The sequence below is a fragment of the Xylanibacter ruminicola genome, assembly GCF_900142525.1.
Taxonomy (GTDB): domain Bacteria; phylum Bacteroidota; class Bacteroidia; order Bacteroidales; family Bacteroidaceae; genus Prevotella; species Prevotella ruminicola_A.
In genome coordinates this window covers 113,937-128,061 of the sequence record NZ_FRBD01000002.1, presented here as the reverse complement: position 1 = coordinate 128,061, position 14,125 = coordinate 113,937, and the positions used below count along the sequence as shown (strand labels likewise).

General features: G+C 51.2%; 9 protein-coding genes. 5 read left to right on the top strand and 4 right to left on the bottom strand.

Going from position 1 to position 14,125, the window contains the following annotated elements; translation table 11 throughout:
- Positions 1-14 precede the first annotated feature (14 nt).
- Genes BUB86_RS01690 through BUB86_RS01675 form a run of 4 tightly spaced genes read left to right on the top strand, consistent with a single transcriptional unit; the run spans position 15 to position 5,975 of the window.
- Positions 15-1,835, top strand: a complete 1,821-nt coding sequence (locus BUB86_RS01690; protein WP_073204353.1) for an L-fucose isomerase — start codon at positions 15-17, stop codon at positions 1,833-1,835.
- A 7-nt stretch (positions 1,836-1,842) separates the two neighbouring features.
- Positions 1,843-3,159 (top strand): L-fucose:H+ symporter permease, encoded by a 1,317-nt coding sequence (gene fucP / locus BUB86_RS01685; protein ID WP_073204350.1) that lies wholly within the window; start codon positions 1,843-1,845, stop codon positions 3,157-3,159.
- Entirely contained in the window at positions 3,159-5,018 is a 1,860-nt protein-coding gene (locus BUB86_RS01680) for a glycoside hydrolase family 97 protein (protein WP_081373034.1), read from the top strand. The genes fucP and BUB86_RS01680 overlap by 1 nt, the downstream gene beginning before the upstream one ends.
- 12 nt (positions 5,019-5,030) lie before the next feature.
- Entirely contained in the window at positions 5,031-5,975 is a 945-nt protein-coding gene (locus tag BUB86_RS01675) for a D-2-hydroxyacid dehydrogenase (RefSeq protein WP_073204344.1), read from the top strand.
- Between the two features lie 42 nt (positions 5,976-6,017).
- Here the strand turns inward: BUB86_RS01675 and BUB86_RS01670 are convergent, their stop codons facing one another.
- The gene (locus BUB86_RS01670; protein WP_081373033.1) at positions 6,018-7,196 is read right to left on the bottom strand and encodes a serine hydrolase domain-containing protein; all 1,179 of its coding nucleotides are present in this window, start codon (positions 7,194-7,196) and stop codon (positions 6,018-6,020) included.
- A gap of 4 nt (positions 7,197-7,200) precedes the next feature.
- Positions 7,201-8,121 carry a DMT family transporter gene (locus tag BUB86_RS01665; protein WP_073204338.1) on the bottom strand — a complete coding sequence of 307 codons (921 nt, stop codon included), beginning with the start codon at positions 8,119-8,121 and terminating at the stop codon, positions 7,201-7,203.
- A gap of 163 nt (positions 8,122-8,284) precedes the next feature.
- Between BUB86_RS01665 and cysS the strand changes: the two genes are divergently transcribed.
- A complete protein-coding gene (cysS, locus tag BUB86_RS01660) occupies positions 8,285-9,775 on the top strand; it encodes a cysteine--tRNA ligase (protein WP_073204335.1) in 1,491 nt (496 codons plus the stop codon).
- Positions 9,776-9,821: 46 nt separating this feature from the next.
- Here the strand turns inward: cysS and BUB86_RS01655 are convergent, their stop codons facing one another.
- Positions 9,822-11,720, bottom strand: a complete 1,899-nt coding sequence (locus BUB86_RS01655) for a hypothetical protein (RefSeq protein WP_139261298.1) — start codon at positions 11,718-11,720, stop codon at positions 9,822-9,824.
- Between the two features lie 175 nt (positions 11,721-11,895).
- Positions 11,896-14,052 (bottom strand): DUF3987 domain-containing protein, encoded by a 2,157-nt coding sequence (locus tag BUB86_RS01650; protein ID WP_139261296.1) that lies wholly within the window; start codon positions 14,050-14,052, stop codon positions 11,896-11,898.
- Positions 14,053-14,125: the final 73 nt, after the last annotated feature.

Below are 14,125 nucleotides of genomic sequence, written 5' to 3'. Positions count from 1 at the left end.
AACTAATAACAATAATGAGTAACTATCCTAAAATTGGTATTCGTCCTACCATCGACGGCCGTCAGGGCGGAGTCCGCGAGAGTTTGGAAGAAAAGACCATGAATCTGGCAAAGGCCGTAGCCAGTCTGATAACAAAGAATCTACGCAATGGCGACGGTAGCCCCGTAGAATGTGTCATCGCCGATACCACTATCGGACGTGTAGCCGAAAGTGCTGCCTGCGCAGAGAAGTTCGAGCGCGAGGGCGTTGGCTCTACCATCACCGTTACTTCGTGCTGGTGCTACGGATCGGAAACCATGGACATGAATCCGCACTACCCGAAAGCTGTTTGGGGATTCAACGGTACCGAGCGCCCGGGCGCAGTATATCTGGCAGCCGTTCTGGCTGCCCACGCACAGAAAGGTCTGCCCGCATTCGGCATCTACGGTCACGACGTGCAGGACCTCGACGACAACACCATTCCTGCCGATGTTGCCGAGAAGATTTTGCGATTTGCCAAGGCTGCCCAGGCCGTGGCCACGATGAGAGGCAAGTCTTATCTGTCGCTGGGCAACACCTGCATGGGCATAGCCGGTTCTATTGTGAATGCCGATTTCCTACAGCAATACCTCGGCATGCGCACAGAATATGTATCGCTGGTAGAGATTCTGCGCCGCGTTGACTTCGAGATATACGACCACGAGGAATTCAAGAAGGCCATGGAGTGGGTGGAGAAATACTGCAAGCCACAAGAGGGTCACGACTACAACGAGGACCGCCCACTCTTCGCCGGCACACCTATGACCACCTTCAACGGTAAGGGCAAGGGTAAGAACCGCGAGGAGAAAGACCAGGACTGGGAGTTCACCGTAAAGACCATGATGATTATACGCGACCTGATGGAGGGCAACCCCCGATTGCTGGAAATGGGATACAAGGAAGAGGCGCTGGGACACAACGCCATCGCAGGCGGTGTGCAGGGCCAGCGCCAGTGGACCGACTACAAGCCCAACTTCGACTTCCCCGAGTCGATGCTCTGCACCAGCTTTGACTGGAACGGCAAGCGCGAGGCTAAGATTCTGGCTACGGAGAACGACTTCCTGAACGGCATGACCATGCTCTTCGGCCATCTGCTCACTAATCGCGGTGTGATGTTCTCTGACATCCGCACTTACTGGAGTCCAGAGGCAGTAGAGCGCGTGACAGGTAAGAAGCCCGAGGGCGGAGCCGCAGGCGGATTCATCCACCTGATTAACAGCGGTGCTACCACGCTCGATGCCACTGGTGCCGAAACCGACAAGGACGGCAAGCCTACCATCAAGCCCCACTGGGAGCTGACCGATCAGGATGTAGAAGCCTGCATGAAAGCCACCAACTGGATGCCTGCCGATCGCGACTACTTCCGTGGCGGCGGCTACAGCTCGCACTTCGTAACCAAGGGCGGCATGCCCATGACCATGATGCGCCTGAACATGGTACAGGGACTAGGACCTGTATTACAGTTGGCCGAAGGATGGACGGTAGAACTTGACCCTGAAGTGCACGACATACTCGACAAGCGCACCGACCCCACATGGCCCACCACATGGTTTGTGCCACGACTGGATGCCACCAAGGACTGCTTCAAGGATGTGTACTCGGTTATGAACTGCTGGGGCGCCAACCACGGTGCTATCGCCTACGGCCACATCGGCGCCGACATGCTGACGCTCTGCTCTATCCTGCGCATACCCGTTTGCATGCATAACGTAGCCGACAAGGACATCTTCCGCCCAGCTGCATGGAATGCATTCGGCATGGACAAGGAGGGAGCCGACTATCGTGCTTGTCAGAACTTCGGACCTATATATAAATAAATAATGTATGGAAGCAACTAAGAAACCTTTGGTACCACGCAAGTACCTGTTTACGTTTATTCTCATCACATCGATATTTGCACTGTGGGGATTTGCCAACGACATCACTAACCCCATGGTAGCAGCCTTCCAGACAGTGATGGAACTCTCGGCAGCTAAAGCCTCGATGGTGCAGTTTGCCTTCTACGGCGGCTATGCCACAATGGCCGTACCGGCAGCGCTGTTTATCAGGAAATTCTCGTACAAGAGCGGCATCATGCTCGGACTGACACTCTATGCCGGCGGTGCATTCCTTTTCATTCCCGCTGCGGCCTATCAGGAGTTTACGTTCTTCTGTCTGTCGCTCTATATCCTCACCTTCGGACTGGCATTCCTGGAGACTACGGCCAACCCCTTTATTCTGTCGCTGGGCGACAAGGAGACGGCCACACGCCGACTGAACATGGCGCAGGCCTTCAACCCCATGGGATCGCTTTGCGGTATGAGCGTGGCATCGCTGATAGTACTGCCACAGCTGATTTCCGACCGTCGCGATGAAGCCGGACAGATTCTCTTCTTCGGTCTTTCGGAGGCAGAGAAAGCACAAATCCGTCTGCACGACCTCGCAGTGATCAGAGATCCATACGTGGGTATCGGCATCGTGGTGCTATTCATGCTCTCTATCATTGCCATCACCCGCATGCCAAAGACGCAGAGCGAGGAGCAGAAGGCACTAGGCCACACCCATACTGCCAAGCAAACCCTGATAAACCTGTGGCATAACACCATTTATCGTGAAGGTGTGCTGGCACAGATGTTCTATGTGGCTGCACAGATCATGACATGGACCTTCATCATCCAGTATGCCGACAATCTCGGCATCAACAAGGCCACAGCCCAGATGTACAACATCGTAGCTATGTCAATGTTCCTCTGTAGCCGATTCATATCCACTTTCCTGATGAAGTACGTAAACGGCCGCAAGCTGTTGGCCATCTTTGGTTGCGGCGCTGCACTCTGTGCAATAGGCACTATCTTGATTGTAGGCATGGTGGGTCTATATTGTCTGATTGGTATCAGCTTCTTCATGTCGCTGATGTTCCCCACCATCTATGGCATTGCCCTGGAAGATGTTGACAGTCAGGATGCCACGCTTGGCGCTGCCTTCCTGGTAATGGCTATTGTGGGAGGTGCCCTCATGCCTCCTTTGCAGGGACTGATTATTGACCAGCAGAGCATCTTCGGCCATCCCGCAGTTAATGTTTCATTCGTATTGCCGCTTATCTGTTTCATCATGATTATCGGCTATGGGTATCGTTCATATCAAAAAGGATTAGCGAAATAATGAAGAAAAGACTATTATCAATTATTCTGTGTCTAAGTGCCGTCAGCATGTCGGCTCAGCAGCCCGTATCGCCCAACGGCAAGATTGCTGTTAAGAACAATGGCCAGGGCATCAGCATCTGCTATCTGCAGAAGCAGGCGCTCGATATACCCGTACTGGGTTATGAGGGCATGAAGAACGGCAAACTGAAATGGAAGTTTACCGGCATGGTTCAGGCCGACTACCAGATGATAGCCGGCAAGAAGACACACTGCACCAACGAGGCCAACGAATATAAAACCTCGCTGGGTAGCGGTGTGCAGATGGTGCTGCGCCTGTACAACGACGGCGTGGCCTTCCGCTACGAACTAAGCAGTGTGAAAGGCAAGCTGCCCAAGGAAAAGACTGCCTACCAGATTCCAGAGGGCACCAAGCGCTGGATGATGCAGTGGACCGACAGCTACGAGGGATTCTTCCCCTTGAGCACTACCGGCAAGATTAAGCCCATCGGTCGTATGGCAGGTGTGGTTAAATCGCCCGAGGGTTACAACCTGCGCTGGGGATTCCCCACTCTTGTGGAGCCTCAGGAGGGCGTGTTCATGCTGCTATCGGAGGCAAACATCGAGCGCAACCAGAGTGCATCGTGCCTGTATACCGACGGCGATTTGCTGCGCGTAACACCCGATGTAAACGAGGTAAAACTGAAAGGCAAGTGGCACAGTCCCTGGCGTGTGGCCATCATCGGCGACATGCACGACCTGATTCAGAGCACACTGGTAACCGACGTAAGTGAGGCTTGCAAGCTGAAGGACATCAGTTGGATTAAGCCTGGTGTGGTTTCATGGATATACTGGGCATACAACCACGGTTCGAACGACTACAACATCATCAAGAAGTACGTAGACATGGCGGCAACACTGAAGTTGCCTTACGTGCTGATTGATGCCGAGTGGGACGAGATGAAGGACGGCCGCACCATCGAAGAGGCTGTGGCATACGCCAACTCGAAGGGTGTTAAACCCATGATCTGGTACAACTCATCGGTGGGTTGGATTGACGGCGCCCCCACACCTAAGTTCCGACTGAACAAGCCCGAAGACCGCGAAAAGGAGTTTGCCTGGTGCGAGAAGATTGGCGTGGCAGGTGTGAAAATCGACTTTTTCTCGGGCGACTGTCAGCGTGATATGACTTACTGCATCGATCTGCTGGAGAGTGCCGCCAAGCATCATCTACTGGTGAACTTCCACGGCGTCACAGTGCCCCGCGGATGGCAGCGCACCTACCCCAACCTCATGTCGACCGAGGGCGTTTACGGTGCTGAGTGGTACAACAACGTACCCACCTTCACCAGTCAGGCAGCCAGTCACAACACGACCCTGCCTTTCACCCGCAACATCATCGGTCCGATGGACTATACTCCATGTGCCTTCAGCGACTCACAGCATCCACACATTACCAGCGATGCCCACGAGTTGGCACTCACCGTGCTCTACGAGAGTGCGCTGCAGCACTTGGCCGACAAGCCCGAGAGCTATCTCATCCAGCCTCAGCAGGTACAGGATTTCTTCGGACAACTGCCCACCGTTTGGGACGAGACACGCTACGTGAGCGGCTATCCAGGCGAGAGCGTGGTGCTGGCACGCCGTAGCGGCACAACCTGGTACATTGCCGGCATCAACGGTACCAACAACAAGAAGACACTGGATGTAGACCTGAGCTTTATCGATGGAGGCGATCACAGCGTACAGCTGTTTGCCGATGCCGATCCTGCCTGCTATCAGCTAGCTGCCGAGAAGGACTGGCTCATCACCAACGGCAATCAGATTCCTCGTCAGATAGCCACTCAGCCACGAGGCGGATTTGTACTCATTATCAAATAAAACTTATACAAAATGAAGACTGTTATACTAGACGGATTTACAGCTAATCCAGGCGATTTATCTTGGAGCGAGCTGGAGAAACTGGGCGAACTGGTGGTTTATGACCGCACCAAGCCCGAGGAGACGGTGGCAAGAGCTGCCGATGCAGACATCGTGCTGACAAACAAGGTAATCATCAGCCGAGAGGTGATGGCGCAGCTGCCCAACCTGAAATACATTGGCGTGCTGGCTACGGGCTATAACGTGGTGGATATCGAGGAGGCTCACAAGCGTGGTATCATCGTGACCAACGTGCCGGCCTACAGCACCGAGAGTGTAGCACAGATGGTATTTGCCCACCTGCTGACCGTGACCAACCGCGTGGAGCACTATGCCACACAGAACCGCGCTGGTCGATGGAGTAACAATCCCGACTTCAGTTACTGCGACACGTTGCTGAGCGAGTTGGCTGGCAAGACCTTCGGTATCGTAGGTCTCGGCAATATCGGCATGCGTGTGGCTCAGATAGCACAGGCCTTCGGCATGAAGGTCAAGGCGCTTACCAGCAAGACCACCCTGCCCGCAGGCATCGAGAAGGTGGAGCTGGACGAACTGTTGTCAACAGTCGATGTGCTCTCGCTGCACTGTCCGCTGACTGACGGCACCCGTCATCTCATCAATCGCGACTCGCTGAAGAAGATGAAGTCATCGTCCATCCTCATCAACACTGGTCGCGGTCCGCTGATTGACGATCAGGCTGTGGCCGATGCCTTGGCCGAAGGAAAACTCTACGCCTTCTGTGCCGACGTATTGACAGAAGAGCCACCTAAGGCCGACAATCCGCTGCTCGGTCAGCCCAATGCCTACATCACGCCACACATAGCATGGGCCAGCTACGAAGCCCGCATCCGTCTGATTCAGATAGCCACTGATAACGTAGCCGCGTTTATCAACGGCCATCCTATCAACAAGGTATAAAAAAGAATCCTCGCCCAAACCAGAGCGAGGATTTCTTTTTATTCAGAACTTACCACAGTTGCTTAACTCTTCGAACAGCAAAGGTGCAAACGTGGCGTTATTGCTACCCTGCCCCACTCGCACCATAATCAGCTGCTTATAGGGATTAACATAGAGCACCTGATGACCAATGCCAAGGGCGTAATAGCCGGGATATTCGTCTTTATCAGCACCCACACTGCTCAGGTTATACCAGTTGAAATGATAGCCCTCGTTACTGGTATCGTATTCGGCAGTCTGGCGTACCCACTCCTCACTCACAATACGCTTGCCATCCCAAACACCGCCATTCAGATAAAGGCGACCTATCTTGGCAAGATCCTTCATGGTGAGCGCCACGCCTCCGAAAGTATGGGCCACATCGCGCTTATGGCTATCAATATTAATGATTCCCACCGACTCCATTTGCAACGGTTTCCACACCCTCTCGCTCAGGTAGTCGGCAAAGTGCTTGCCCGAGGCACGCTCGATGACCACACCCAGAATCTGTGATGTCATACTTTCGTAGCGATGTTCAGCGCCGGGTTCTGTACGGAATTTCAAACCACGAATCTGCTTCATCACGTTATGACCGTAGTTCAGTCGCGCCATGGCGTGCAGGCGTTTATAGTCTTTCAGTTTAAGAGAGTAGGTGTCGTCAAAGTCCAATCCACTCTGCATGTCAAGCAGATGTCGGATGGTGAGTTTCTGCCACATCGGATCTTTCTTCTTGAGCTCAGGCAGATACTGTGTCACGTCATCATCAATACTGCGGATATAACCATCATCGACAGCAATGCCACACATCAGCGATGTGATGGATTTTGACACCGAGAACACCGTAGCCAAGCGGTCGGATGTCATCTCGCCCCAATATTTTTCGTAGATAATGCTATCGTTATGGATAATCATCACGCCCTGAGTCGAGCTTTTCTTGCTGATTGCCTCGGGCAGAGTGGCATTCTTGTAATACTTGCCTTGATTAAAGAAGTGCAGTGTATCTATCCAACTGGCCTGATGATGGGCAACAGGAAAACTGAACACGTTATCGCCATTGGCAATCGTATCATGCGGATGCTTGGTGAAACTGAATATGCCGGGGCCTCCCTTACCATCCATTCTAAGACCTCGTATGATGGAACACGAAGTCAGCGACACACACAGTAAACCTAATAGAGCTTGGTTAATTAATCTTTGTTTCATAAGTTTATTTTTTATCTGATAATATCATTCCTGAAATAATGAGCAGCGAACCCAGCATAAACCATACGGTTATCTGCTCGTTGAGCAACCACCACGCAAAGATAATGGTGGTGATAGGATTAAAGTAAACCCAGTTAGTTGCCGCAACCGTGCCCAGTTTAGCTATCACCCAGTTCCACAAAACAAAACAGAGCATAGATGCCACGATACCTAAGAACAGCAGGTTGACAACCACCTCGGTACGAAGCAGAACTTCCATCGGAGGGAAACCTGGCTCTATTATATAATAAGGTATAATGGTAACAAGGCCGTAGAAAAACACCTTGCGTGTAATAAAGAGCGTGCTATAACGTTGACTTGCCGGTTTCATGAGCAGCGAATAGACTGCCCAACACAGACAAGCGCCCAATGCCAGCATATCGCCTATGGGCGAGAGATGCAATACAAAATGGCCGTTAAGCACAACAACCGCCATACCTAAGCAAGCAATGATGGAGCCCAGGGCCTGTATCTTGGATATATGCTCGGAATGCCGATACACCACGGCTACAAGCAGGATGGCAAACAGTGGGCAGGTGCAGACGATGAGCGAGGTGTTAGTGGCTGTGGTATAGAGCATCGAGGCATTCTCGGTCAGGAAATAAAGCGAACCACCTGTAATGCCGAGCATCAACATGATAAACTCATCGCGCAAGGAATCGGAGAACAGCACGAACTTCTTTCCCGATGCCAGAGAACCAATCACCATCAGCAGATAGGCAATGATAAATCTCAGGGTGAATATCTGTGCTGGTGACAATCCGTTCTGGAGCAATATCTTTGTAAACACAAAGGTACTACCCCAAATAGCGACTATCAGGAAAGCCACAAAATGATAACCTAACGTGGCCGACGCATTGTTTCGTATTTTGCTTGCAACATTCATTGATTAAAGTCTATTCCATTATTATCCGGCTGCAAAAATACTAAAAAAACTTCAAGCCACAGACGAATCGGCTTAAAAAAGAGCCCATTAATAAAAAAAATAGCGTAATTAATGTAATTCGTGCGTAAAAAATCGTACCTTTGCAGCCAAAATTGGATAGCATATGGAATCAAAGCTTGTCATTTACAATACCCTGACGCGACAGAAAGAGCGTTTCGAGCCGCTTCACGCCCCCAACGTGGGCATGTATGTGTGTGGACCTACAGTATATGGCGATCCCCATCTGGGACACGCCCGTCCAGCTATTACTTTCGACCTGGTGTTCCGTTACCTAAAGCACCTGGGCTATAAAGTAAGATACGTGCGTAACATTACTGATGTGGGCCATCTGGAGCACGATGCCGACGAGGGCGAAGACAAGATTGCCAAGAAAGCCCGTCTGGAGCAGTTGGAGCCCATGGAGATAGCACAGTACTACACCAACCGCTACCATAAGTATATGGATGCGCTGAATGTACTGCGCCCATCAATCGAGCCCCATGCTACTGGTCATATCATCGAGCAGCAGCAGCTGGTTCAGCAGATTATCGACAATGGCTTTGCCTACGAGAGTAATGGTTCTATCTACTTCGATATCGAAGCTTACAACAAGAAGTTCAAATATGGAATTCTCTCTGGTCGCTCGCTTGAGAACATCAAGGACGCAAGCCGTGAGCTTGAAGGTGTAGGCGAAAAGCACAATCAGGCCGACTTTGCCCTGTGGAAGAAAGCTCAGCCCGAGCATATCATGCGCTGGCCATCTCCTTGGAGCGACGGTTTCCCTGGTTGGCACTGTGAGTGTACAGCTATGGGCCGCAAGTATCTGGGCGAGGAGTTCGACATCCACGGAGGTGGCATGGACCTGGTGTTCCCCCACCACGAGTGTGAGATTGCACAGGCACAGGCATCAATGGGGCACCCCGCCGTAAAGTACTGGATGCACAATAATATGCTGACCATCAACGGCCAGAAGATGGGTAAGTCGTATAACAACTTCATTACCCTCGAGCAGTTCTTCACTGGCAATCACCCACTGCTGAAGAAGGCCTACTCGCCAATGACTATCCGATTCTTTGTGCTGAGCGCCCACTATCGAGGCACCGTCGACTTCTCGAACGAAGCCTTGGAGGCTGCCGAGAAGGGATTGGAGAAGATGATGAACGCCATTGCCGACTTGGAGCGTGTACAGGTATCAGACAAGTGCGACGCCGAGACCGAGAAGGTGGTAAAGGCATTGCGCCAGAAGTGCTACGATGCTATGAACGACGACCTGGCTACACCTCAGGTTATCAGCAACCTGTTCGAGGCCTGCACCGTAGTCAACAAACTGACCGACCACAAGGCCACCATCTGCGCTGAGTGCCTTAACGAGCTGAAGGAGACCATGCACCTCTTTGCTGAGGACATTCTCGGACTGAAGGCTGAGAAGAGTGGCACAAACGATGAGCGCGAGGCCGCCTTTGGTAAGGTGATGGACATGGTGCTTGAGTTGCGTGCCAAGGCCAAGGCCGATAAGGACTGGGCCACCAGCGATAAGATTCGCGACGAACTTGCAGCAGCAGGTTTCGAGGTAAAGGACACCAAGGACGGTGTGACCTGGAAACTCAACAAATAAATCACAAAAAGAAATCCTCGCCCAGAAATGAGCGAGGATTCTTTTTTTATTTATATCCTAATCCGATATAGCTATGAGCAGGTAGTTTCACATCAAACACCGTTGCGCCATCAGGATAACCTGTGAAACGACTTCTGAAGAACATCATCGGACCCTTGGGCTGGTCAGCAGGCTTTAACTGTTCGCCGGTAAGCAGATTGCGCATGCTAGAGACCTTGGCGCAAACCACCACTTTGATGCTAACAGGTGTGTCGTTGAAATTCTCTACCACCATAGTCTTGTTGTCGTAGGGGAAGAACGAAACCTTCGATGGTCCCTCGATATATGCACCAACATCCTTGCTCATGGCTCTACGAATAATGTTCAGTGCACCTGCAGGGAAATCGTACAGATTGCCATAGTCGTCAGGAATGGTGAGTACAAACAGCGTACCCTTAGAATAAGTATCGCGCAACAGTATCGGATAGCCCGAAACACCACCGTTCAGCGGGCGACCGGCACTGACTACCTCCCAGGCATCGTTAGTAAAATACTTCACCTGCGGGATGATGAACTCACGCTCTGATTTTCCATTCCAACCAAAGTCGTTAACGATGGCCTTCAGATCGCCACAATACAACTCGCACACATCTGCAATCTCACTGCGTATAGCTTTCAGCAGACCAGTGGTTATAATCACGTCGCCGCCCTTCTTTAGCTGCTGCTTGATTTTCTCTACAATCTGTTTGTCCTTGGCAGCCTGCTCTGTCAACAGTATCTGCTGACGATCGGTCAGAAATTGAGGATGCATATCCATTGGCAGTCCTATCATGCCCAGGTAGTTCTGCAGGAATTCCTCGCCATTTGAGTGATAAGGCTTGTAAGAAACCAGTCCGATGGGGTTACCCAGCTGACCTACCAGCTTGTCTGTCTGATGCAATGTCACATCGGCATATCGTGCCAGCGATGTTGGTGTGATGGTCTTGCCGTTTCGGGTGTATGGTGCCACCATCTGATCGTAGTTAAAGCTGCTGGCAGCCTCCTGCCACTTAGCACGCTGCTGTGGGGTTATCTTCACCTCGTACAGCTGCATGTAGTTCCACAGGATGATTTCCGGAGTCTTGCTCAGCATCGTCAGATGTAGCTGCTCGGCATAACGGTCCATGCTCATGTGTATACCACCTGCATCCACCCATCCGCCTCCGTTCTTGCCAGGAGCGATGTTGTCGAAATAGCGCACCACGTTGTAGCTCAAATAGTTCTGCAGGTGCTGGGCCGAGCCTGGATCGCGTGTCTCAGTACCCGTCCAGATGCCATCAAAGTATGCAGGTTCTTCCTCCAAGTTAAAACCTAAACCGTGGAAGTGATCGTACCAGTTGGGGTACTTCACGATGACCTTCACCTTAGGATTAACAGCCTTGGCAGGGTTCACCACCAATTCCCTACCGGCATCGGCCATCAAGCGTAGGCGGTATTCCGTCCAACTCTTGCTACCCTTGGCTGCTATCTCGTCATCGTTCTTCAGATCGATGAAGAAGAAATCGTCCAATATAAAATCGTTAAACAGCTTTGCAGTATACTCTGCAACCTCCTTTACTATCTTACGCTCATTGGGGCGTGCGTAGCTGTAGGTTTCAAAGTCAGTAGGTTCCGAACGGGTATAGGTGATACCTCCGCCCACCTCAAGACCTTTGCTCTCGAAGAATTTCTTCACTTTCAGCATCGTCTTCTCGGGCACGGTGAATGCATCGCGGTGCGTCTCCAGATAAATCTTGTCCAAATCCACCTGTTGGCTCACCACCTCCCACGTCGATTTCAAGAACTTCTCATCATCCATCCTTGCCACATCTTGTGCCCGGATGTAGGTCGAAACTTTAAAATTCTCAAACTTTGGCTTAGCTGCCATCATAGGCAATGCCAAACAAACGGCCACGGCCGTAACTAGAAATCTGTTTAAATACATCATACAAATGGTTTATATTTGTGATTGATAATCGTGCAAATATAGGCATTTTATCCTTTCATTGGTACTTTTGTTAACAATTATTGCAGAAATACCATATCTATGGTATGCGATATAACATGCAGAGTTATGATAACCCAAAACCGGAGGATCTCATTTGAGATTCCTCCGGTTCTATTTACAATGGGCATTTCTGCCAGAGGTTAGGGCCGATTTTCTTAATCTTTTCTTCCTTTCCCCAACGACAGATGATGGTTTTTACCACCGCCGACTCGTTATTGGCAAGGCGCAGATTAACCAAATCTTCCTTGGTAAACTCCTTGGGCAGGGCATCCAGATAGCGGATGTTGCCCTTTGAGGCCTGAGGGCATATCGCACCATTATGCAGAGCATCAATCTTATCACCATAAATCAGCAACTGGTAGTGCAGACAACGCTCAGCATACCAAAGGGCAAACTTGATGGCTCGCTCCGTCTCTTTTCGGCCTTCAAGCAGATAGGCGATGATGCCGGCACGGAACCCATTAAGGGCTGCTCGACGACGAAGTACATCAAGCGAGTAGCGCAACGTCTGCAGATACTCCTGACGTTTTGACTCGTCCCACTCCTCGATGGCCTTATTGATAAGAGGCAGATCAACTTCACCCTCCTCGTCCATCAGGCAGAGGCACTGGCGCTTCACTTTCTCTTCTTCATCCTTGGTCCACTCTTTAAAGTGGGGCATCTTGGCGCCAGTCATATCAGGCAGAACCACAGGAGTTACTCGGCTCACCAATCCACTCTCGGCATCAGCAAAGAAGGCTCGGCACTTGTTAGGAGTACCACACATCACCATATTATAATAGAGGGTGACTTTGCCCGAGAACGAATCCTTCGAGATACGATGCTGCCCCCAAGGCTTGTTATCGTAGGCCAATCGGAACAAGTCGTTCTTCTCAGTCCAAGCTCCACCTTTATTATTCTTCAGCACCGTCTCAATCTCAGGAGCATAAGTAAACAGATGCTTGCCTTTGGCATAGAGGGCACGCTCGAGGAAGGCCGACACACCGATATTGGGCTCGATGATTCGAATCTGAGAACAAGGATTCTCAACCTCCTGACCGTCTTTCTTGGCCAGCGAATACTCAATCTCCTTCTGCCATTCCACCTCGTCCTGCTTGATGATAGGATCCATCAGCAACTCAAACTCATTGTCGACAAACGACTTACCTGTGGCCTGAGGCGCCTCGATATCGACGATGAAACTGGGTGAATTCAGTTTACCATCACGATACTTGGCTCGGATACTGGTGGCCAATGTGCCCAGCATAGGCATGGCAGCCATCAGCGTGGCCTCCTTGAACTCCTCGGGCGAATGGTCGGCAAGGTCCTGAAGAATACCTGGTAGCTCTTTTTCTACAGGAGCACAGAGTGACTCGTCAGAATCCTCATCGCCACTTTCCATCGATGCTCCGAGGAACGAAAGCACCTCTTTCATCTGCGAGGGAATGTCGGAAGGACGGGTACTGCCAACAGCACTTTTGATGGTCGACATCACCTCATGATCAGCCAATCCCCAATGAGGCAGAATCGCAAACAGTTTCTGCTCATTGAAATCACAGATGAATCGCATATAGCGAGTCATGGTGTAGAGAGCGGTGTTTCGCTCACCCTCGGCTGGAGCATCGCCATAGCCCAGTTTCCAGAGCAAAGCCTGGACGATTTTCTCGTAGGCAATGCCTTTGTAAGATTCCCCTCCTGAGCAGGAGATTTCCTCACTGGATTCCCCTCCTGAGCAGGAGGGGCGGCTCCCCCTACTTAGGGGGAGAAAGCCTTTTTTCTGTTCCTCGGTAAGTGGCTCGAAGATGGCAGGGTCAATCAACTTGACATACTGCTCTGAAACCATAAAGCAACAACGGGCCAAATCGGTAACATGCGAGTCGTAGCTAACACCCAGTCGACTCGCCAACTTCTGGATGTCTTCCTCGATAGATGCCCCAGGAGTACGCCAAGCCCAAATATGGGTGCCGCCTCCAGCACTCTCAGCAAAGTACACGATACGGAACTCCTCGATGAGGTTCTGCTCCCAGACTTTACCCCAGAGCTCCTCAGTAAGTCCTTTCTCGTCGATGTCGAGAAAGAAAAGTCCTGAAGGCTGGGCATCGTCGGCCTTACGTGTACCATTGGTAAACGACTCTGCAAGAGGCAGCCAAACGGGCAGCTCCTTCTTGCGATCCAAATTCTTGTTCTGCTTCACATCCTGGAGAATATCCTCCACGTGATTCTCCGCCAGCAGTTGACGGTAAGCAGCCATGCTCGCCTTGCGAGGCTTGCCGCTAAATTTCTTTGAAATCATAATTCCCATAGCGCTTTGCTTTGAAATTCGCAGCAAAGGAACTATGGGAGATTGCACCTTCAAAATGGGATTA

What these genes read in the sequence shown, in the direction of transcription:
- BUB86_RS01675 (WP_073204344.1), top strand. Translation starts at nt 5,031, where the DNA reads ATGAAGACTGTTATACTAGACGGATTTACAGCTAATCCAGGCGATTTA.
- fucP (WP_073204350.1), top strand. Translation starts at nt 1,843, where the DNA reads ATGGAAGCAACTAAGAAACCTTTGGTACCACGCAAGTACCTGTTTACG.
- BUB86_RS01650 (WP_139261296.1), bottom strand. Translation starts at nt 14,052, where the DNA reads ATGATTTCAAAGAAATTTAGCGGCAAGCCTCGCAAGGCGAGCATGGCT.
- BUB86_RS01655 (WP_139261298.1), bottom strand. Translation starts at nt 11,720, where the DNA reads ATGATGTATTTAAACAGATTTCTAGTTACGGCCGTGGCCGTTTGTTTG.
- BUB86_RS01690 (WP_073204353.1), top strand. Translation starts at nt 15, where the DNA reads ATGAGTAACTATCCTAAAATTGGTATTCGTCCTACCATCGACGGCCGT.
- cysS (WP_073204335.1), top strand. Translation starts at nt 8,285, where the DNA reads ATGGAATCAAAGCTTGTCATTTACAATACCCTGACGCGACAGAAAGAG.
- BUB86_RS01665 (WP_073204338.1), bottom strand. Translation starts at nt 8,121, where the DNA reads ATGAATGTTGCAAGCAAAATACGAAACAATGCGTCGGCCACGTTAGGT.
- BUB86_RS01680 (WP_081373034.1), top strand. Translation starts at nt 3,159, where the DNA reads ATGAAGAAAAGACTATTATCAATTATTCTGTGTCTAAGTGCCGTCAGC.
- BUB86_RS01670 (WP_081373033.1), bottom strand. Translation starts at nt 7,196, where the DNA reads ATGAAACAAAGATTAATTAACCAAGCTCTATTAGGTTTACTGTGTGTG.